Origin of the sequence: Sulfurimonas sp. ST-27, from assembly GCF_048081595.1 — a bacterium.
Lineage (GTDB): Bacteria > Campylobacterota > Campylobacteria > Campylobacterales > Sulfurimonadaceae > Sulfurimonas > Sulfurimonas hydrogeniphila.
The window spans coordinates 1762467-1783352 of the sequence record NZ_CP182226.1 but is presented as its reverse complement, the minus strand read 5'-3'; the positions used below and the strand labels follow the sequence as shown (position 1 = coordinate 1783352).

General features: G+C 32.6%; 19 protein-coding genes. 9 read left to right on the top strand and 10 right to left on the bottom strand.

Annotated elements, in window-relative coordinates:
• Positions 1-297, top strand: coding sequence for a type II toxin-antitoxin system RelE family toxin (locus ACM66U_RS09415; RefSeq protein ID WP_418640622.1), 297 nt, complete (start codon positions 1-3; stop codon positions 295-297).
• 255 nt (positions 298-552) lie between these two features.
• On the opposite strand, the gene dcm is transcribed toward ACM66U_RS09415, so the two are convergent.
• Entirely contained in the window at positions 553-2886 is a 2334-nt protein-coding gene (dcm, locus tag ACM66U_RS09410) for a DNA (cytosine-5-)-methyltransferase (protein WP_418640621.1), read from the bottom strand.
• A gap of 79 nt (positions 2887-2965) precedes the next feature.
• Here dcm and ACM66U_RS09405 point away from each other — a divergent pair, with 79 nt between their 5' ends.
• Entirely contained in the window at positions 2966-3682 is a 717-nt protein-coding gene (locus tag ACM66U_RS09405) for a hypothetical protein (RefSeq protein WP_418640620.1), read from the top strand.
• Here ACM66U_RS09405 and ACM66U_RS09400 read toward each other — a convergent pair whose 3' ends face one another.
• Complete coding sequence (locus ACM66U_RS09400) at positions 3683-5701, bottom strand: coiled-coil domain-containing protein (protein ID WP_418640619.1); 2019 nt, start codon at positions 5699-5701, stop codon at positions 3683-3685.
• Positions 5702-5799: 98 nt separating this feature from the next.
• On the opposite strand from ACM66U_RS09400, the gene ACM66U_RS09395 reads away from it, so the two are divergent.
• Positions 5800-6174, top strand: coding sequence for a hypothetical protein (locus tag ACM66U_RS09395; RefSeq protein WP_418640618.1), 375 nt, complete (start codon positions 5800-5802; stop codon positions 6172-6174).
• Here the strand turns inward: ACM66U_RS09395 and ACM66U_RS09390 are convergent.
• Complete coding sequence (locus ACM66U_RS09390) at positions 6171-6788, bottom strand: recombinase family protein (RefSeq protein ID WP_418640617.1); 618 nt, start codon at positions 6786-6788, stop codon at positions 6171-6173. The genes ACM66U_RS09395 and ACM66U_RS09390 overlap by 4 nt on opposite strands.
• Positions 6789-7014: 226 nt before the next feature.
• On the opposite strand from ACM66U_RS09390, the gene ACM66U_RS09385 reads away from it, so the two are divergent.
• Positions 7015-8127, top strand: a complete 1113-nt coding sequence (locus tag ACM66U_RS09385) for a HEAT repeat domain-containing protein (RefSeq protein WP_418640616.1) — start codon at positions 7015-7017, stop codon at positions 8125-8127.
• A 184-nt stretch (positions 8128-8311) separates the two neighbouring features.
• Here the strand turns inward: ACM66U_RS09385 and ACM66U_RS09380 are convergent, their stop codons facing one another.
• From ACM66U_RS09380 to ACM66U_RS09350, 7 genes are all read right to left on the bottom strand, one after another.
• Positions 8312-8518, bottom strand: coding sequence for a hypothetical protein (locus tag ACM66U_RS09380; protein ID WP_346389508.1), 207 nt, complete (start codon positions 8516-8518; stop codon positions 8312-8314).
• 28 nt (positions 8519-8546) lie between these two features.
• The gene (locus ACM66U_RS09375) at positions 8547-8999 is read right to left on the bottom strand and encodes a hypothetical protein (protein WP_418640615.1); all 453 of its coding nucleotides are present in this window, start codon (positions 8997-8999) and stop codon (positions 8547-8549) included.
• A gap of 125 nt (positions 9000-9124) precedes the next feature.
• Positions 9125-9316 (bottom strand): hypothetical protein, encoded by a 192-nt coding sequence (locus ACM66U_RS09370; RefSeq protein WP_418640614.1) that lies wholly within the window; start codon positions 9314-9316, stop codon positions 9125-9127.
• Positions 9313-9612: a DUF2958 domain-containing protein gene (locus ACM66U_RS09365; protein WP_346389505.1), complete on the bottom strand. Its 300-nt coding sequence runs from the start codon at positions 9610-9612 to the stop codon at positions 9313-9315. The genes ACM66U_RS09370 and ACM66U_RS09365 overlap by 4 nt, the downstream gene beginning before the upstream one ends.
• Before the next feature lie 13 nt (positions 9613-9625).
• Entirely contained in the window at positions 9626-9901 is a 276-nt protein-coding gene (locus ACM66U_RS09360) for a hypothetical protein (protein ID WP_418640613.1), read from the bottom strand.
• Positions 9894-11531, bottom strand: a complete 1638-nt coding sequence (locus tag ACM66U_RS09355; protein ID WP_418640612.1) for a hypothetical protein — start codon at positions 11529-11531, stop codon at positions 9894-9896. The genes ACM66U_RS09360 and ACM66U_RS09355 overlap by 8 nt, the downstream gene beginning before the upstream one ends.
• Positions 11532-12751: 1220 nt before the next feature.
• Entirely contained in the window at positions 12752-13144 is a 393-nt protein-coding gene (locus ACM66U_RS09350) for a hypothetical protein (RefSeq protein ID WP_418640611.1), read from the bottom strand.
• A 178-nt stretch (positions 13145-13322) separates the two neighbouring features.
• Here ACM66U_RS09350 and ACM66U_RS09345 point away from each other — a divergent pair, with 178 nt between their 5' ends.
• From ACM66U_RS09345 to ACM66U_RS09325, 5 genes are read left to right on the top strand one after another with little or no spacing between them, the layout of a single operon-like run.
• Positions 13323-14783 carry an ATP-binding protein gene (locus ACM66U_RS09345; RefSeq protein WP_418640610.1) on the top strand — a complete coding sequence of 487 codons (1461 nt, stop codon included), beginning with the start codon at positions 13323-13325 and terminating at the stop codon, positions 14781-14783.
• Positions 14783-17482, top strand: coding sequence for a Z1 domain-containing protein (locus ACM66U_RS09340; RefSeq protein WP_418640609.1), 2700 nt, complete (start codon positions 14783-14785; stop codon positions 17480-17482). The genes ACM66U_RS09345 and ACM66U_RS09340 overlap by 1 nt, the downstream gene beginning before the upstream one ends.
• A complete protein-coding gene (locus ACM66U_RS09335) occupies positions 17472-18431 on the top strand; it encodes a PD-(D/E)XK motif protein (RefSeq protein WP_418640608.1) in 960 nt (319 codons plus the stop codon). Before ACM66U_RS09340 ends, ACM66U_RS09335 begins: the two co-directional genes overlap by 11 nt.
• Complete coding sequence (locus ACM66U_RS09330; RefSeq protein WP_418640607.1) at positions 18428-20479, top strand: AIPR family protein; 2052 nt, start codon at positions 18428-18430, stop codon at positions 20477-20479. The genes ACM66U_RS09335 and ACM66U_RS09330 overlap by 4 nt, the downstream gene beginning before the upstream one ends.
• Positions 20480-20884, top strand: a complete 405-nt coding sequence (locus ACM66U_RS09325) for a very short patch repair endonuclease (RefSeq protein WP_418640606.1) — start codon at positions 20480-20482, stop codon at positions 20882-20884. It abuts the gene before it with no gap.
• Positions 20885-20886: the final 2 nt, after the last annotated feature.

Here is a 20886-nt window from a genome sequence, read left to right as displayed (position 1 = left end):
ATGTACAAGATTATCTACCACCCTCTTGTCGAAGAGGATCTCAAAAAACTCAATAACTCCATTCGTCTTGAAGTCTTTAAAAAATTAGAGAAGATAAAAGCCTCACCAGAACTTGGTCAACTTCTTGGCAACAAGAACAATATGAACCTCTCAGGTTTGAGGAAAGTCTATGTTGCCAAAAAGCAGGTTCGCATAGTCTATGAGATTGTTAATGATGTTTTAGTTGTCAAGGTTATAGCCATTGGCAAAAGAGAGGGAATGAAAGTATACACTGAAGCTCAAAAAAGAAGAGAATAATATATAAATATGTGCCTATAACAAGGCACATAGTAAATATTTTATAACTTTTAAAATCCATTGAAATTTATCTGAAGATATACCAGATTTAGTTGGTATATCTTTAGACATAAATTTCAATCACTAAAATTTTAAAAAGTTGTTGAATGGTATCAGGTACCAAGTCCCTACTATAAAAATATTTATTTTTACGGAGGCTTAAATCTCCTTTTTATGCTTGATAAAATAATAAGTACATTTGTTCTATAAAGCATACTATGCAACCAATGGAGTTTCAAACTGCTCACCAGAGGAGCTTTTATTACTTCTTTTTGGAAGTTTTGTCATGCAAACTTCAACAGCCTTGGTTCTATCTTTTAAAACACCATTGGCATATGTTCTGATATTTTTACTATATCTATAGGAGTATCTTGTTGCAAAATTTTCAATTAATGGATTATGATTGTTGTAATAGATAAAGTCTGCCTGTATATTTTTCATTTTATTCAGCAGCTCTTTATGGTTAAAGTCTATTCCATAGGTAAAAGAGGAGCTGTTGTTTGATGCTTTTTCAGAATATTCAATATAGGGAGGATCTATAAGTAGTAAAGCATCTGAACTGTTTTTATATTTTTTCAATAGTGTTTGATACTGTACAGACTTAAATGTAATCTTTGTACTTGTAAGTATCTTATGATAAAGAGCTACTTTGTTAATCAGTAGTTCTATATTGATAATTTTATAGGATGTCTCAAAAAAACAGGTTTTTGTTTTCATATCATAATCCAGCATGGCTCCGGTAGACTTGTGAATCAAAAAAAGGAATAAAGCTGCTCTTCTAGGTGACATTTTCTTTTGTATTTCAAGTTCTTTGAACTCTTTTTCTATACTTACATGTAATGCACGAGCCTCTGTTCTGCTTACAGGTGCAAATTTTCCATATTTTTTATAGTAGTCAAGAGGGATTGAAGCTAAATGACGTTGTACTTGTTTTGGTTTCCTCTGTATTTGTCTGTAAACATTGATAATGGACTTGTTGATATCATTGATTACAACTTCTTCAATACTGTTTTGCAGTAAAACAGGCAACACATTGTATGTAGCACCCATACCACCGGCAAATACATCTATAAATTTTGTATATTTTTTCTCTTTGAATGCATTGATAGCTAATTGCTGCATATCTGTCTTATTTACACCTTGCTTGCCACCGGCATAAGGAAAAAGAACACATTTTTTTGTATTACTATTGTCAGAAAAACTATCATAGTTCACAATATCAAGATCTCTTTTTTTGAGAAATGTATGCAATTCTCTTTGATTCATTCTCTCCAGGGAATCAAACAGATCTTTGTTCTTTGAGTAGTTAAGAAGTGCCTGGTTAACATACATATTTTGTGAAACAAAAGGTTTATGAATACTTTTTACAATAATTTTGGAAGTTCTTTCTACTACCTGCTTACGTCTTTTCCTAATTCCTGTTGTCATCAGATTAATTGAGGTATTGCCAGTACTTTTTAAAGCTTGTAGAAGACTTTTAGTTTTTTGCTCTGTTTTTCTTGATGAACTTTTGGGAGATGTCGGCTTTATGTGCAAAAGCAGATTTTCGATTATTGCTTCAAGTACAGAAATTGTAATAGAGTTACCAATTTGTTTTTTCTTCTGAGCATTTGAGACAGGAAACACAAAATCAGATGGAAATCCCTGGATTGCTGCCATCTCTTCGAGTGTCAGATATCGGAACAGTTTGTTTTTTGTATCATAGAACTTTGTCTTTGCAGATGAAGCAACAATACAAGGAGCTATTCCATTAGTAGAGCATATACGCTTATCTGCAGAGTATTTAATATGAGGTAGTTCCCAGAGTTTTATTATGTCAGTATCTCTTTTAGTGGGAAATGGAACTTTTTTTGAAGCATCAAAAGTATGAGCTGAATAATCTACACCAGTTTTTATGTAAGAATTAACGGATTTAATAGTCTCATTAATTTCTGGAAAATCATATCCGTGCTTTATATCCTTTCTAATGCCTATAAGAAAAAGACGTTCTCTATTTTGAGCAGAACCAAAATACTTTGAGTTTAATACTTTGTGATAGATTTTGTAATCAAGTGCTTCAAATGCAGCCTTAATCACTTCAAAAGTATTACCCTTATCATGATTGATTATGCCTTTGACATTTTCAAAGATAATGTATTTAGGCTTGGTCTCTTTAACAATTTTTAAGGCATCAAATGTTAAGGTTCCTCTTGTATCATTAAAACCCGCTCTTTTGCCCTGCATACTGAATGATTGACAGGGGAGACCTAACATTAATAGATCTACATAAGGCATTTTTGTAGAATCTAACTGCGTTAAATCCTTATAAGTGTGTTCAACAGTATGATTTGCCTCAAAAGTCTTGCGAGCAAATTTGTCTATCTCTACCATATATTTATTTATATGTGTAATACCTATATTTTTTAATGCCTGTTCAAATGCACCAATACCACTGCATATGGAAGCACATGTGAGTATATTAGAGTCGTTTACGATATCAATAGACTTGTTCTTGTCTAAAGATAAAACTTGTATTGTATTTGTATGAGTTTTTGTGATAAGCTTTTTCATCTTGTCTCCTTTTTGATTAAGGAAACTCTATAGGCATATAACGACTTATTTATAGTAGAAGGTATTTTTAAGGATATAAATGGAAAGCGAATTCAATAAAATAAAAGAGATTAAAAATAGAACGAAGTCAATAGATGAATTTAAAGAGCTATTAAAAAATGAACAAGAAGCTGTACAGCAGGCAGTATTAGCCAGTACAGCTTTTTCTGAAAATATGCAGATAGCCTTAGCAACAGATATATCTACACCATTGGAAGTTATGGTTGCATTGTTAAAATCACATTATGTTGTGGTAAGAAATTGCCTTGCTGCTAATGAAAAATGCCCACTTGAAATAATTAAAATGTTTTTCGAAAAAAGAGATGCCCTGATGGGCGTTGCCAGTAATCCTAATACTCCAAAAAATTTGTTAGAGTCTATTTTTTATATTGATAATGGCATATATAAAGAGTTTTTGTCTACAAATATATCAGCACCCAATAAAATATTAGAAGAGTTGTCTGCTGATGAAGACGAATATATAAGAATAAACTTGGCTTCCAATCTATCTGCCACTGAAAAAATTTTAACAGTTTTAGCCAGAGACATCAGCAAAGAAGTAAGAAGCAAAGTAGCATCCAATCCAAATACGCCAACAACTATACTAGATGAACTTGTTCAAGACAGTTCTTATGTCTCTGGCATTGCTAAGAATAATTTAAAACATAGAAAAAGTGATCAGGAAAAAATAACAGAAATCCAAAAAAAACTTCATGGTACTGTTGAGAGTGATTTTGATGAAATGAGCTTATTGTAACTATATCTCGTCACACATAGATTTAATAATATCGTTAAACTTCTCTTTTATAACTGTTGGTTCTAAAATTTTAACATGAGGGATGCAGCGTTTGACTGTATAGATAACTTTATTTTGTGTGTCAACAGCCTCAATATAAATTTTATTTGGATGAACTTCTTCAATTCCATTATTTTTCAAAAAGCTTTTGATCTCGTTCTCTGTTTTATATATAATCTGATTTTTCAAAGGTCTCATATCGAAAAAATCAGAATGAGAAATATCAGCCATAAGTATTACCTTGGACTCCCCTCTATCCGGTATTTTATATTTGGAAAGATGTGATTTAAACTGCTGTTGTTGAGTAAATTTTTGATCTGTTTTATCCCTTTCTTGTTCTTTTATCTCTATATGAGTAATATCAAGCAGCTTTAGAGTGATCTCTTGATTATCATAAGAGAATACAACTATTTTATCCATATTACCATCAAATGAGAGAGAAAAATCTATAATATTATGGAAGTATTTTTTCTTTTTGGTTTTAATTGTAATTGCAAGTCCCTCATTATACGCATCCAAGATAGCAAGTTCATGTTGAGCAACTGTAGAATAGAGTCTTGGGTCTTGCATCCAATATTCAATAAGCCAATCAATATGCTGCCAAAAACTCTTCACATTACTTGTAGAATTAAATTTCAAATAAGCACTTAATAATTCCAGTAACCTATCCAATACTTCAGTATCTCGTACTGGATGTTCTTGCGAACTTTCTAAGTTGATTGTGTATTTTACATATTTTTCATCTGAAATAGACTCTTTATGAAGTATATTATATGCTTCTAAGTACTGTAAACTTCGAAAAATAAGATCTTTTTTTCTCTTTTTCTCTATGTTATCACTTACAATACAAGGATTACTGTTGGATAGATTTTTTTTATCACTTTTGGAGGTACTTTTTTTGACTGGAATATAAAGATACGTATTCCAATCACTTTGGAGAATGGCATCTTTGTTAACAAGCTGGTTAAAAAAAGCTTCCTCTTCCATCTTGTTTTTTGCTATTAAATCTTCTGTTTCTTGGCAATTCTGTACTACTTTTTCTCTAAGTCCTTTAAGTTCGTTATTGTTTTTTTCATATAGATTGTCAATTTTTTTCTGATATTCATTTTCATCAACTCTGGGCAATACATCAAGCTTTTCTAGCTCTGATTTCAGATTTTTTAGTCGTTTTTCAAGTTTTTCTATATCATCTAATTGACTCGAAGGCAATAAAAGTTCTGTATCAATATCACTATCAACAAAGTCTTCATTGTAAGATTCATACTGTTCAATATCGAACTCAGAAAATTCCGAAATACTTTCGTTCTCTATTTTTTTTAATTCGACAATTTGATATTCTAGTTGATCAATATCTTGTTCTAGAGCCTCTCTTTTTCTCTTAAGCTTTTGATGTTGTGATATATACTTTTGTCTAAAAAGGCTTTCTTTTTGCAGAAGTTTTGCTTTTAGTTTTAAAAAATTCTGCTCATATTTTTTCTGTTGATTTCGGTATTCAAGCTCTTGCATTGCATAGCAGTATCGATAAAGTTCATCATTAACTTCACCCATCTTCAAATCATAGGTTTTTTCACTACTTTGCCCATATTTTCCCTCAGAATTAATGGTTTTCAAAATAGATACCAATAGTAGGTTCGTTGTTGATATTTTTGTTTTGATAGTCTGTTTTTTTATTTGTTGTAATTTTTCTGAAAGTATTATATCTTCTAAATGGTTATATAAAACAGTAGAAACATGATATCGCTCATCAAATTTGTGAAATTCAGCATCGGAAATTTTCAAATCATCTTTTATCTGCTGGATAAAGTTATCTCGCAGGGCAATTATCTCATCAGGCAATAAAGTTATATTAACAAAAAGTCTCTGACAATCTGAATCATCTTCTAAATCATAAATATGATTAATAGTGATTTGCTTCAGTGCATTTAAAAAAGAATTTTCATCCTCCAAAAGTATGCTGTTAAATTTTATATATTTCTTCATCAGAAGATTATACTAAAGATAGCTACAAATTTCAAAAAAAAAGCAAATTTTATGTTAGTTGTCATTCTGTTGCTTAAAATTACAGGAATAAAGGAAAGATGATGATATTAACGATTAAAAGTGAATTTATTCATGACAATATATATGATAAAGCATACATAGCGAAACTTGCTATTGAAAAACAGACTGGTAAGCTCAATAGAAATTTTCTAGTAAGAAAAAATATTAAAAAAAAGCCATACAGTTTTAATTTTCAATGGGCTGTTATAAAAGGTGGAGTCTATGAAAAAAAAGAACAACATCATTATCAAGGTCAAATAACAAGTTATTTTGCTGTTAATTATAATGGTGACATTATTAAACTGCGCAATAGAAAAATTGCACAGATTCTTTTAAAAAAAGGGATTAGAAGTTGGGGAAGAAAATCCTCACTAAGAATACAAATGTATAATTTGATGGCTAGAAAATCTTAAGATGCCATATCTAAAACTTTTATACCATAATCTCTAAGTTCACCCGTAGGTCCAACATATCGATATAGTGTTGGCCTGGTAATTCCAAGTTCTTTGCAAAGTTCAGAAACTGAAGTATCTCTATTTTTCATAGCCACCTGAGCAAGTCTCACTTGTGACTTGGTAAGTTGAAATTTTCGACCACCTGTACGACCACGGGCACGGGCAGATTTGATTCCTGCAACAGTGCGTTCACGGATAATTGATCTTTCATACTCTGCCAAAGCTCCAAAAATTGAAAAAATCATTTTTCCTGCAGGATTAGTAGTATCAATATTTACACCTGTACCTGATATGACTTTAAAGCCAATTCCTCTTGAAGTCAGATTATCGATTGTTTCGATTAAATGTTTTAAATTTCTACCAAGGCGATCAAGCTTCCATACAACCAGTACATCATCTTTGCGTAATGCTTTTAAACATGCTTCAAGCCCAGGTCTCTCATTTTTTGATCCTGAGATTTTATCAGTATAGATATTTTCTTTGTTAACTCCGGATTCAACTAAAGCATCAATCTGTAAATCCAAGACCTGACTTCCATCTGATTTTGAAACTCTTGCATAACCTATCAACATTAAAATCCTTTAAAATCAAGGTGTAAATTAAACCTTCGTTTGTGAAACACATCTCCAAGAGATCGTATTACAGGCCTTTTTTGTCAATTAACCCGTTTCACAATCTAAGTTTAGCGAACCCCTATTAGATCTAGATTAATTTACACATTTTTCATTAAATTTAACAGATATAAATATTTTAGAAAAACTATTGCTTAAAATAGATTTAAAACAACAAGGATGAAAAATGCGAAAAGAACAGACAGAAATAGAAAATGAAACAATAGAGTTAATAGTATCAGATATGAATAAACTTTCCAGTCACCAAAAATTCAGTATTGCACAGGTATTTGACGGTAAAAGCGAAATACTTTTACAAACACTTATAGATGATAATTGTACACTCAATATTCCTAATGCTAATGGAAAATTACAACAAGTCAGTATTTTGGCAGTGCTGCTGGAGAACAAAAGTATCGTCGGTATTTTAAGAGACAAACTGATTCAAGCCTGTGAACATAGTCAGGATGAAGAGGTAAAAATCAGATTGGCAAAAGACCCAAAGACACCTCTCTCTATTCAAGAAAAATTAGCACTCGATCCAAATGGTGATATACGTGTTGAGTTGGTTTGGAGAGACAAACCAGAAGCATCTATTTTAAAAAATCTTGCACAAGATGAAAACTGGGCAGTCAGAAGAGAAGTAGCCAAATCAAAATATGCAACACCTGAAATCTTAGAACTTTTTATCAACGAAAAAGATGATGATGTTGTTTTGGAAGTTTTGCAAAATCCCAACTCAACAACTGATATAATCAACAAGTTTGCAGAAAAATTTATTGAACAGGATGGTTGGATTGGAGAAAATGGAGATAAATTTGATACAGTTTGGAATCATAAATTTCTTACTTTAGCCGTTGAGAAAATACTTGATAGTAATGAATTTATAAGCGACCATCCACTTTTACACTATATTGCTGATCATGATGAAGAGATGTACAGAGTTATATTGGCAAAAAGAGAAGATGTTCCGGTATCAATTTACAATAAACTTTACAGGGAAAGTGATGAAATAATATTTCCCTATTTGGCATTATCAAATTTATCCAATGAAGAGATGCTTCTTACAATGGCAGACAGTAAGAGTGCTCAACCTATGCTTCTTATGAGTCTTACTGACAGTTGGTATGATAAAGTAAAACTCCATGTCATAAAACATCCAAATACACCGGAGATAGCCCTGAAAAAACTCTCTTTCGATAAATCAAAAGAGGTGAGGAAATCTTCAAAAAATGCCCTTTCTGAACGGAAACAGCAAGCAAAAGCTCAAAATAATAACACTGATATTGAAAGTAGATAAAAGCCAATCTAAGCACTAACTTCAAACTGCTCTATAAGATTATTTACTCTGTTTTTACATAGATACGGATAGTTTTTTAGAGCTGTCAAAGAGTGATAGTGTTAAAAATTCCGTGTCAACAGAACCTGTAAAATAAGACTTTTTGTGCCACAAGTTCTACTTTTATATTCTCAGAAAGCATCTATCACTCTATCAACCTTGCAACACTGCCGGAACACTTTTCACATTTACCAGTTAGAATCAACTCCTCTCCATCCATCTTTGCTTCAAAATCAACAATTTTAACAATAGCTTTGCAGTGAGAGCAATATACATTTGAGAGTATTTTAGGTTTAACTTCATCAGGTATTTCATTGAATTTTTGCATCGCTTTTTTATCGAACTTTATCATGTAACATCCTAAGTATTTAATCTGTTGTTTATACCATATCTTCTATGTAATTTTCAACTTTCTCATTCCAATACCGAACATAAGATTCATATTGTTCTTTGTTTAAAAGATAGTTTGCTAACTGCTCACCTGAAATCTGATAAGAGTTTATATATGTTCGTCCATCATCAAGTGCTTTTTTCATACGATGATTGCCATCAATTATCTCATACCTATTAATTCTTATCTCTGCTTGAATAACTGGTGTACTTAAATCTACTGACTTTAAATGTTTTTTATTGATTACACTAAAATCAGCTGAATGCTCTTCAAACCACTGTTTTAGATAAATTCTTTTCTGTTGAGCAATGAGATTCTTAGATGAAATATCACTAATAATAGCAGAAATATTGAACTGTAAGAAACCTCCATAAACTTCTTCTGCCGGAATTGACGAAGGTTCAAAGTTTTTATTGAGTATTAAAATTCTCTTTTTTGCCACTATTAAACTTTCAACATCTTTTTACGAAGTTGATGAAGAAATACTTTGAGCCTAATATAGTAAATATCTAAAAATTTCAAACTCTTCTCCTGATAGTAATTATGCATAATTATACTCCGTAAAGATTAAATACCTGATTTTATTTTACGAACAATAAAAGCCTTAACTTCAAAAATTTTTGCTATTGTAGTTATCGGTCCACTGGAATTATATATGTTCATATAGAGTGTTTCAGCATTGAGACCAAAAGGATCTTCCTTGACTGTTTTATCAAGTTCTTTCTTTAAAGCATCATCCAAATCTTCAAACTTTTTCATATCTTCAAGTCCCCAAATTTAGTTGGTGTAAAGTATAAATCTCTTTCAACATGCAGCCCCATATGTCCTCTGACCTGTTCAAGTTCATCCAAACTCACATACCCAAGTTCCTGATCCAAACCATCAACAAGAGCAAAAAAACTATTACTCTCTTGATCATACTCTAAAATGTACCAAGTCCAGTTTACATCAGTTAAAAAAAACTTGGCATATACCATTTTCTCTTCTAATTCAACATCCTCACTACTGTAAAAAGGTGGAATAATTTTTCTTAATTTATCTGTTAATAACTGCATATTTATTCTCCGTCTATATTAAGTCTATATCTGTTATTTCATTTGAAACTGACTCTTGTGCAAGTTTTGTGTTGGTGTACAAAGCTTTAAATTTGGCAAAGCTGAAATATCTACTGCTTCTTTCACCATCAATTCCCAGCACTTTTAAAATTCTACGATGCACATTCTTCAAATCATTTGCATCTATCAAGTGAGCATTTCTTCTAACTGTTGCTTCTATTTTTTGATTATTAAAAATATATATCGGTGTACAGGCTTCATCAAGTCTCCTGTCAATACTCTCACTCATTTTGCACATCCAAAAATTCACTGATCTCTCGTTCTCTTTTTTCTATGTAACTCATAAGTGAAGGTCTTGAAGTAACATTTTGTTTTCTGAGTTTGACAGAGTAATTCTTGATAATTGTATCTATCATCTGTTTTGCATTCAGCTCTATATCTGCATCTCTTAGTTTCATAACAGTTATATTTCCATCTTTTGATTTAAGTTCAATAAGATTTTGCTGATAGAGATAAGGATTAAACTGCACTATTTTGTGCTGATCTTCTTTTGGAATACTAAGATAATCATAAAGTTTATTGATTTTGCAGTATTTTAAAACCGCTTCAAATACTGCATCATGATCAAGGAAGAATGGTTTTGCAATATATTTTCTATCGCTCTTTTTATAATAGTACTCAAATGTTTCCAGTTTGGATGTCTCAAAATCCTGGAAGTCCAGAGAATTTGCAAAAACATATGCAGAAGAGAGATTTTGAATAAGGGCATAAAACTGATCTGAACCAAGTTTGTTAATCATTAATTGATGGTTTTGAAAAGCCAGAAAAAGTTCAACTTTGGACTCACGCAGTACATCTGAATGCAGCGATCCAAAATCTTTATTTAAAACCCTCTGCACTTCATCTATAAATATACTGACACCTCTAATCTCTTTTTGCTGAACTCTTTTTGAGAGTTCCTGAAGTATTGAAGAAGTCAATGTGGCAAGAGCAATATCTTGAAATTCTTGAGCATTGAGTATGACTACTTTACCTTGACTCAGACTATCTGCAATTTCAATACCGTTATAATCATTTATGCTTTTATTATTGGCAACAGATGCAAACGTTGTACTCATTGACAAAAGAATTGTCTGAATTGTTGTTGTCTGATTGGAAGCGTTTTTGGAGTCTGTAAATATCTGCAAAGATTTCTTCTGTTCATTGAGAATATTTTTAAAAGCTATGTTTTTTGAGACCAGCTCAAGATAACTCTCTTGTATACTCAAAGAGTCAATTTTCATAACAAGTTCGTGAATATTAGCTTCTATAATCGTACCAAAACGTTCATGAATTTTTTTTGTATTGCTTATAAAACGAACAATATTTTCATGAGAAGAGAGAACCTCTGCAATATCTGAAAAAGTCACCCTTGCAGGAAGTCTAAATCTTGCAACTGCACTGTACAAGTTCTCCTGAATATTATAATCTTCAGTTGCTTTGATGACATCAATATAGGCTTTTATAATCTTCCATACAGAGATAACAAGGTTCGAGGCTGTAGTGGACCAGTAAGCATCTTTTTCATTCAGATTCATAATTCCTGCAACAAAATTGCCAAGCTCTTTTTCATTAAAATATTGAATAAGATTACAACTCTTACCCCATGGAATACCAAGCTCAATAATATCCTCTAATCTATTATGCTTGTCTGCTAAATATTTAACACTTGCATGCTCTTTGCCTTTATAGTCAAAGATTAAAACTCCATGACCTTTTGATAGTCTGTCATCAAGATTTGGATAGATAAAAGAGGATGTTTTTCCACAGCCTGTTTGACCGACACAATAAGAATGCCTAAATGTATCATCAACAATCAGTGTCTCTTTTTCTTTTTGTTTATTGGATGTTTTACTCTGTAAAAAGCCCATTGTTGCCATGAAAAATACCTTTGAATAAAGTTACTGTGACAACAAAAACATTGTTTTATCACAGAATTTTTTGAAGTCTTGTAAGAGAAAACACCGCCTTATTTTATATGAAGATTGTAGAAAAAAACTGCTCTTATTCAAGAGGAACTGTTGCTTTTTTTTGGATACAATATTGTAGCGGAAGCATCCTCTACAGGGGCTTAGATCATCTTTTTTTTCAAAAGAATTTTATGGTTTAAAGAGCAAAAACATCCTTGTTGTTCAGATAAAAAACAATCCATTTTATGTAAAAATCACCATAAAAAAAGATGAAGAGTCTCAGAAAAAATCTTATCCTTTTTTAGATTTTTTCAAGCATTTTTTGAGTTGCTTATTCCGGTAAAAAACAAGAGAGATTTTCTGATTCTCAACTCAAAAAATGATGTAAAAAACAGAGAACAGGAGTCATTTTTTGAATGAAAAACAGTCAATAATGGCTCATTTTTTGATGCAAATAAACTGCTAAAGAACTCATTTTTCATCTAAAAGTTCATATATTTTTTGCTCAATAAACTCAAACAACAGTAAGAAAAATAGAGATAAATTACAATAGAAAAAAATCAAAAAAGGTAAAAAAAGAAGTAAGCAAACCCTATTTTACAGAGTTTCGGAGAAAGAAGTACAAAATATTCTCTTTTTAAGTTGCAAAAAAACCATCTCATTTCAGCTAAAAAAACAATTGTTTTACACTCCAATAAGATCAAAAAATGATTCCAATCTACAGATGATTTTTGGATGAAAGTTCAAAATTTTTTTTGATGTAATGTTAGATCTTTTTTTGATACAGGTTACAGATGAAAACTGATGCTTATTTAGTCCTTTTTACTCTAAAAAATGATCTTGAGTTCAGATATAAAAATGGGGTAATTTGAAAAGTTGAAAATTTCCTATAGATAATATAGTAATATATGTACATTTTTGAAGTTCTCTTTTTTAAGATGGGAGCTTATAAATAAAAAAAATGTTTCACAGCTTGTGTGATAAGAAAAAATATCTACGCACTTACTAATATTTTTCCAAAGAAGAAGAGATGACACTTTCAATATTTTCCGTCTTTAAGAGAGAAGAAAATATAACACTCTTTTGAAACTATTGAAGATATTTAAAAAGATGTCGATGAAAGTTTTATGTAGGTTTGGAAGATTAAAAAACATAAAACACATCGACTGTGCTTTATGTATATGCTTGGACTAAGACTCTAAAAAATCTAACAGATCTGTCCGAATATTTTTTTTAGAAAGCAAACTGATCTCTTTTGAGATTTTTGCCGTCAGTTTTTTAAAAGGTAGAAGTGCCCCTGTTTTATCAAGAGGGTTGATTTCATTTATAAAACACTCTCCTTTAATTGCATACTCCAATTTTTTTCTTGTAGCACTGTCAACTTTTGTAAGAGGCTTTTTACCTTCAACTAAAGCCAGAATCTGATTTCTAACCGGTGAGAAAATTTTTGGGTACTCTTCACTCAAAAGCTTTGATAGTTTTTCATCATCTTGATAACCGATAATCTTTACCTCTGCATCGAGAACTTGAGCTTTTAGTTCTTCTAGCTGTTTGATCTTTTTTTGTATTTCTTTGTAATTCATGTAAATATCCTTTTTTATTTACATAATTATTTTAAGTATAAAAAATAAAAATAATTAGAATAGTGTTTCATAGTGCCATGATATATTCAATAAGAAAACATTTATTATTTTATATTAAATTTCAATGGCTATAATTAAACAAGTTAAGTTTATCAAGTTCAAATAAAAGAGTTAGTTATTGAATCATATTAAATTATTACCAAAAGCTGCATCTCTAATAGAGTCTTTACGGGATATAGGCTATTCATTCGAAAGTGCTGTAGCGGATATTATTGACAACAGTATTACGGCCAAAGCAAAAAGTATACATATCTATTTTGATATAGAAGAAAATGAGCTGAAACTTGCAATAGTTGATGACGGTACAGGGATGACTAAAGCCAAGCTTACAGAGGCAATGCGTCCAGGAAGTCAGAACCCTTTGGATAACAGAGACCGGGATGATCTTGGTCGTTACGGATTGGGCTTAAAAACAGCATCTTTTTCCCAGTGCAGAAAACTGACAGTGATTTCCTCCCAAAAGAACAACAGAAACAGTGCTGTATGGGATTTGGATTATGTTGCAAAAAATGATGAGTGGCTGCTTCAGCTTCCTGATGAAACAGAAGTTTCACAGTTTTATATGCATGAAAAACTTCCCCCAAACGGTACTCTTGTAATCTGGGAAAACTGTGATCGAATACTTGATGATACAGTATCTGACGATATGGAAGATATTGTCAATGAAAAAATTGCAGATCTGCAAAAGCATCTTGAGCTTGTTTTTCACCGTTTTCTTGCAGGTAAAAACAAAATAAATATTTATATAAATGATAACTTACTAAAACCTTTTGATCCCTTTTATTCCAAACATCCTGCGACAGATGAACTTTCGGAAGAAATCATCAATATAAACGGAGAACAGGTAAGAATTCAACCATACCTGTTACCACACTACACAAAAGTTTCCGCATCTGATTATGATTACTATGCCGGAATCGGAGGGTATCTGAAAAATCAAGGGTTTTATGTTTACAGGAATAAAAGACTTTTGATTTCGGGTACATGGTTCAGAATTATTCCCCAGTCTGAAATGTATAAACTGGCCCGGATAAAGATAGATCTTCCAAACAATATGGATCATCTTTGGAAAATTGATGTAAAAAAATCCCATGCTTCTCCACCTGCTGTTATCAGACAAAGACTTAAAAAAATTATTGAAAAAATTGCAGGTGCATCTACACGGGTTTATAAGGCACGTGGTATAAGACTGACAAAATCTGATGTGGCATTCTGGGAACGCTACAGTGCCAGGGGAGAGATAAAATATACAATCAATAAAGAGCATCCTATGATTGCGAAATTTACCGAAAACCTTGATAGGGAACAAAAACATGAATTTTCAGAGATTTTGGATCTGATTGCTGCTTTTTTTCCAAAAGATGCTCTTTATTCAGATCTTGGAAACAATCCAAAAGAAGTAACTCAAAGTAAAGAGGTTTCAGATGTCGAATTGGAAGAGAAGGCAGTTTTCCTTTACAAACATGGAGTTTTTAATACAGAAAATATTGATCTGTTAAAAAACATGGAGCCATTTAACAAATATACAAAAGACTGGGAAAAGTTTTTTGCAGAGCAGATTCAAAAAGGAAATATTTAATGGAATGTTATGAAATTTTAAAAAGTCAGTTAAAAACACTGATGATTAATCAGCAGAAAATTTTAACGAAAGAAGAGCTGGAAAAGAATATTCCTTTGTTGGAAATGGTTTCAAACTGTACTCTTGACAGTATGGAGAGAGAAAAGCTTATTCGAGATATAATCTCTGAAAATCAGATTTCAATTCCATTGGGAACAGAAGTTGTAAAAAAAGGATGGGAACCATGGCTTCACAAACTTGAAGACAGAAGTACCTATTATGAAGACAGGTACAGACATTATTTGTTGCACAATGAAAATTATCCTGCCGGTGTAGTTAATAAAATTTTTGAAAAGAATGAAAAACTTCTGGATTATCTTGAAAATCCCTACAGAGAAGGGAAATGGATTAAAAAAGGTCTTGTGATGGGATATGTTCAGTCAGGAAAAACTGCCAACTATATTTCCCTGATTAACAAAGCGGCAGATGTTGGATACAAGCTGATTATTCTTATTGCAGGTATTCACAACAATCTGCGAGAACAGACACAAAAAAGAGTGAATGAGGGATTTATCGGTTTTGACAACCTTGAAAAAAACTATATCGGAGTCGGACTTGTCGATCATAAACGAATACCAGGCAGTTTGACAAGTACACTGAATGATTTTAAAAAAACAAATCTTCAATCACTGGGTATCAATCCAAAGGACTATAATGAACCTATTATTCTTGTTATTAAAAAGAATTACTCAACTTTAAACAATATTCTAAACTGGCTCAAAGGCACAACAAGGGAAGAGAAACTTTCTGATTATCCGTTACTCATAATTGATGACGAAGCTGACAATGCTTCTGTCAATACAAAAAAGAATCCTGATGAAGCTACAAAAATAAACAGACAGATAAGAGAGATTCTTGCACTTTTTCATCGAAGATGCTATGTGGGTTATACAGCTACACCGTTTGCCAATATTTTTATAAATCCTGACAATGAAGATGATGAAATAGGAGAAGATCTGTTTCCGGAAGATTTTATTATTGCTCTTGAAGCACCTTCAAACTATATAGGTGCAAAGAAAATTTTTCTTGATGAAGATTCGGATATTCTGAGAAAAATCGAAGATAATGAAGTCTGTCTTCCTGTCAAGCACAGAGCAGACTTCAGAGTAGAATGTCTGCCTCAAAGCCTTTATACTGCAGTATATCTGTTTTTGCTTTCCGGAGCTGTAAAGCGATTGAGAAATGTCAAGAACCGTCATCATTCCATGCTTATCAATGTATCTTTTAGAATTTCTGTTCAGGAACAGATTAAAACACTGCTTGACGAAGATTTGCGTAAGATTTTAAACAGTATCAGATTCAATCATAAAAAAGATCTGCATGCCATGTTAAAAAATGATACTGTTGCAGGAATATATAGTGTATGGGAAGGTGAATACAAAGACAAAGATTCTTACAGTTTTCAAGAGATACTTGAAGAAATCATCAACTATGAACGATTGACAAAAGTACTTGTAATAAACAGTAAAAATGAGCCGTTACGTTACAGTGACTATGATGATACAGGATTAAATGTAATAGCAATCGGAGGGTATTCTCTTTCTAGAGGATTTACACTTGAAGGACTGACAGTAAGCTACTTTTTACGGAATACCCAGATGTATGACACCCTTCTTCAAATGGGAAGATGGTTCGGTTATCGTGACGGATATGATGATCTGTGCCGGGTATTTATGAGACCGGAGGCAATTGAGTGGTACGGATATATTGCAGAAGTTGTCGAAGAATTAAAAGAAGAACTGAAAATCATGGAGTATTACAAACGAAGTCCCCGTGATTACGGTTTGAAAATCAAAGATCATCCGGCATCTCTGATAGTAACAGCGAGAAACAAAATGTACAGTGCGAGAGATGCTTTGGTCGAAGTATGTTATTCCAACAAACTGATTGAGACAAGGGTACTGAGCAGTAAAAAGAATGTTATTAAAGACAATCTGGATACTGTAAAACAGTTTGTTTATGAACTTGGCAGGGATTATATTCCCAATTCAAACAACTATCTCTGGGAGAATATCAGTGCAGACACTGTTCTTGGTTTCCTGAAACAGTTTAAAAATCACCCTTTGAACCAAAGTACCGATACCGGAGCTTTGACCAATTATATAGAAAAAGGGAAAGAATACGAGTTGAATTCCTGGGATGTAGCATTGGTCAATATTTCAAAAAATGAATCTTATACATTGTATGACGGCTTTACAATAGGGAAAATTGAAAGAAATGCTCCACTGGAAGATGATGCGATTGTTATTAGCGGAAAAAATCACAGAGTCGGTCAACCGAGTGATGAGCGTATAGGACTCAGCCAGGAAGATATTAATGCAGCAAAAGAGCTTGCTGTAAGCCTGAAAAAAATGAAGTTGGAAGAAGAAGGTCTGCCTGAAGAAGAAATCAATGAAAAACTACAGAAAGTCAAGCCAATCGGTAATCATTACAGAGAATTCAGAAAAAAACCACTGTTAATCCTCTATATTGTCAAAGTAAAAAATGCAGAAGAGTTTGACAGTGTGGCAGCCTATGGAATCAGTTTTCCGAAAATCAGTGAAAATGATATCTGTGACAGTAGCAGAAAAGGTTTTTACAAAGTTAACCAAAGATGGTGGGAAGAGTATATAAAGCCTACATGGGATGAACTTGAAGAGGTCATAGAAGATGAAGAATAACCCATGGCAAAATATCAAACCGTCTGTCAGTGAAAATGCAATTAACGGGATTCTTGCTGACCAAAGTCATCTGCTTGAATTTTATTGGGCAAAAGACATATCCGGTAACTTTCTTTTTGTTCTGTCTGCTTCATCCAAAATTATCTTAACTGCTGATATTCCGAAACTGTATGGTATCGATATCAGTGTAGGGAAACATGACAAGAGCAATCAGCTTGTTTTTACACTGGCTTCAAAAGAAGATAAGGAAATATTTTATACTTTGTGTATGGATCTTGTCAATTCTACAAAAGAGTTGCATGATGAGGATTATGCAATTAACACTGTTTTACTTCGTCTTGAGAAATGGCAGTATTTCCTTAAAAACAAACGCAAACCTATAGATAAAAGACAGTTAAGGGGATTGACAGGAGAACTTCTGTTTTTAAAAAACTATCTGCTTGTGAATTATACTGCCGAAGATGCTTTGACATTTTGGAGGGCTCCACTGCAGTCGGTACATGATTTTGAATTCAGCGGTTTTTCGGTTGAAGTGAAAACAAAGTCTTCTGTAAATACTGTTCACATATCTTCCTATGAGCAGCTTTTCAGTGAACTTGAACACCTCTTGCTGTATGTAGCTACACTAAATGAAAGTACTGCTTCAACATTAAAAGCATTTAATATTTATAATCTTATAGATGACATTAAATCTTTACTCGGAAATGTTCTTTACAAAGAAAGGTTTGAAAACCTTTTAATGCAGTACGGATTTCTTGAAAGGGAAGAGTACAAAGAGTATTGGTTTCTTTTGATTGCCGATGAATTTTATGAAGTATCGGAAGGTTTCCCAAGAATTGCCGAACTTCCTGACGGAGTAGAAGCTTTGACATACAGAGTCAATCTTGAAAAATGTAAAAATTACAGAGCTGAAGAAAAAATACTGCAAAAGGCCGGACTGAAAAAATGAATACAGTAGAAGAGTTTTACAATGATTTTATGCAACAGATATATGTTGCTGCGGATACGGGAGAAGATTTTAAAGTAAGCCAGTTCTTTGACAAAGCGATGGAATACCTGGTTGAAGACGGTACAGTCGGAGACTACACATATCTTCCGTATAAAAAGACAGGAATGAGAGTTGACGGCTATGAGTTGATTGAAGACAGAGAGATTCTCAATCTCTTTATCTGTGACTATACCGATACAGATGAACTTGCAAGTTTGACCAATACCGATATTGAAACAGCTGTAAAGCGAATCACAAATTTCTTTATTCAGTCTGTAGATCAGAAGCTGTATGAGAATCTTGAAGAAACACGACCTGGTTATGCAATCGCATATTTTCTTTATCACAACAAAGACAGATTTCATTCTGTCAACATTATTCTTGTGAGCAACAAAAAACTGAGCAAAACAGTCAAAAAACTTCCTGCTGCCAAACTTGACAACTATAATGTCAGTTATGATATCTGGGATATAGGCAGATTTTATGAGATTGAAACATCCAAAAACAAGAAAGAGACACTGGTTATTGACCTGGAGACAGATTTTGATGCAACAATACCTTCTCTTTCGGCACATATGCAGACATCTCCCTATGCTTCATATCTTTCTGTAGTAAGCGGTGAACTCCTTGCGCAACTATATGAGAAATACGGTTCCAGGCTTTTGGAGTCAAATGTAAGAAGTTTCCTGCAGTTCAGGGCAAAAATCAATAAAGGTATCAGAAAAACAATTAACGAAGAACCGGAAATGTTTTTTGCCTATAACAACGGGATTACAGCAACTGCCGAAGAAGTAGAACTTAATGCTCAAAATGAGATTACAAAAATAAAAAATTTTCAAATTGTCAACGGTGGACAGACAACAGCATCTCTTTTTAATACTAAAAAAGCGGACAAAGTTGGTCTTGACAATATTTTTGTTCAAATGAAACTGACAGTTATCAATGATGAAAAAGTAAATGAGATAGTCCCGAATATTGCAAAATATGCAAATACCCAAAACAAAGTAAGTGATGCAGATTTCTTTTCAAATGACATCTATCATATCCGTATGGAAGAAAAATCAAGAAGAATCTGGGCACCGGCAAAAGAGGGTGAGCTTAAAGGTACCAAGTGGTTTTATGAGCGTGCAAGAGGACAGTATCTTGAAGTACAGTCAAAACTTACAGATGCAAAAAAAAGAGAGTTTAAAGCTGTTCATCCGAAGTCTCAGATGTTTTCGAAAACAGATTTGGCAAAATATCTTATGGTTTGGGAAAACAAACCTCAGATTGTAAGCCGTGGAGCACAAAAAAACTTTAAGGCATTCGGAGAGATTATTGTCCCGAGATGGAATAAAAATGACAAAGAGTTTAATGATCTTTACTATATGCATACAATAGCAAAAATAATTATTTTCAAAGCCTGTGATTATATGGTTTACCGTGAGCCATGGTATGGAGGATACAAAGCAAATATTGTAGCCTATACACTCTCCACACTTTCATATCTGCTTGAAAAAGAGAAAAAAAATATAGATTTTTCGGCAATATGGAAAAGACAGGAGGTACCGGCTTATTTCTTAAAAGAACTGCAGAGAATCAGTAAGTATATTAATGACTATATTACAAATACTCCTGAAAACTTTACCAATGTTTCGGAATGGTGTAAAAAAGATATATGCTGGACAAACTTGAAAGAGATTCTTGACAATACCGATCAGTTGAAACTTTCAGAAGAGTTTTTGGAGCATATGATAACTTTGGAAGAAGTAAAGTATGAAGAAAAAGAAGCTAAAAAAGAACAAGCAGTTGACAATAGCCTTGCACTGATGACAAAAATGTTCAAACTGTCACCTGAGATATGGCAAGAAGTAATGCAGTGGGGCAGTGAAAAAAATCTGCTGTCATCGACACAAATTCAATTTTTAAATTTGATTCCTTCTGGAAAATTTCCGACAGATAAACAGTCCAAAAAGATATTGGAAATTATTATGTATCTTGAAGATGAAGGAATGAAAAGTGTATGGTAGATGAAGAAAATAACCCGTTCTGAAAATATGAAACGGATAAAATCCAGAGATACTTCGATCGAAATAATTTTTAGAAAAGCTCTTTGGAAAAAAGGTTACCGATACAGAAAGAACTGTAGGGATGTAATCGGAAAACCTGATTTATGTTTTAAAGGCAAAAAACTTGCTGTTTTCTGTGACAGTGAGTTTTGGCACGGGAAGTATCTTTTGGAAGGTAAATATATTCCGAAGACCAACAGAAAATTCTGGATAGAAAAGCTGGAGCGAAATATTGAAAGGGACAAATTCGTCAATATGAAACTGAAAGAAAAAGACTGGACTGTTCTCAGATTCTGGGAATCAGATATTCGAAAAAACACTGACAAGTGTGTTGAGATATTTGAGAAGACTTACAATCAGTTATAGTT

Coding starts and splice junctions, on each gene's coding strand:
- ACM66U_RS09400 (WP_418640619.1), bottom strand. CDS start 5,701: ATGAAGAAATATATAAAATTTAACAGCATACTTTTGGAGGATGAAAAT.
- ACM66U_RS09355 (WP_418640612.1), bottom strand. CDS start 11,531: ATGGCAACAATGGGCTTTTTACAGAGTAAAACATCCAATAAACAAAAA.
- ACM66U_RS09390 (WP_418640617.1), bottom strand. CDS start 6,788: ATGTTGATAGGTTATGCAAGAGTTTCAAAATCAGATGGAAGTCAGGTC.
- dcm (WP_418640621.1), bottom strand. CDS start 2,886: ATGAAAAAGCTTATCACAAAAACTCATACAAATACAATACAAGTTTTA.
- ACM66U_RS09360 (WP_418640613.1), bottom strand. CDS start 9,901: ATGAGTGAGAGTATTGACAGGAGACTTGATGAAGCCTGTACACCGATA.
- ACM66U_RS09340 (WP_418640609.1), top strand. CDS start 14,783: ATGGAATGTTATGAAATTTTAAAAAGTCAGTTAAAAACACTGATGATT.
- ACM66U_RS09405 (WP_418640620.1), top strand. CDS start 2,966: ATGGAAAGCGAATTCAATAAAATAAAAGAGATTAAAAATAGAACGAAG.
- ACM66U_RS09365 (WP_346389505.1), bottom strand. CDS start 9,612: ATGCAGTTATTAACAGATAAATTAAGAAAAATTATTCCACCTTTTTAC.
- ACM66U_RS09330 (WP_418640607.1), top strand. CDS start 18,428: ATGAATACAGTAGAAGAGTTTTACAATGATTTTATGCAACAGATATAT.
- ACM66U_RS09325 (WP_418640606.1), top strand. CDS start 20,480: ATGAAGAAAATAACCCGTTCTGAAAATATGAAACGGATAAAATCCAGA.
- ACM66U_RS09415 (WP_418640622.1), top strand. CDS start 1: ATGTACAAGATTATCTACCACCCTCTTGTCGAAGAGGATCTCAAAAAA.
- ACM66U_RS09350 (WP_418640611.1), bottom strand. CDS start 13,144: ATGAATTACAAAGAAATACAAAAAAAGATCAAACAGCTAGAAGAACTA.
- ACM66U_RS09380 (WP_346389508.1), bottom strand. CDS start 8,518: ATGATAAAGTTCGATAAAAAAGCGATGCAAAAATTCAATGAAATACCT.
- ACM66U_RS09395 (WP_418640618.1), top strand. CDS start 5,800: ATGATGATATTAACGATTAAAAGTGAATTTATTCATGACAATATATAT.
- ACM66U_RS09385 (WP_418640616.1), top strand. CDS start 7,015: ATGCGAAAAGAACAGACAGAAATAGAAAATGAAACAATAGAGTTAATA.
- ACM66U_RS09370 (WP_418640614.1), bottom strand. CDS start 9,316: ATGAAAAAGTTTGAAGATTTGGATGATGCTTTAAAGAAAGAACTTGAT.
- ACM66U_RS09335 (WP_418640608.1), top strand. CDS start 17,472: ATGAAGAATAACCCATGGCAAAATATCAAACCGTCTGTCAGTGAAAAT.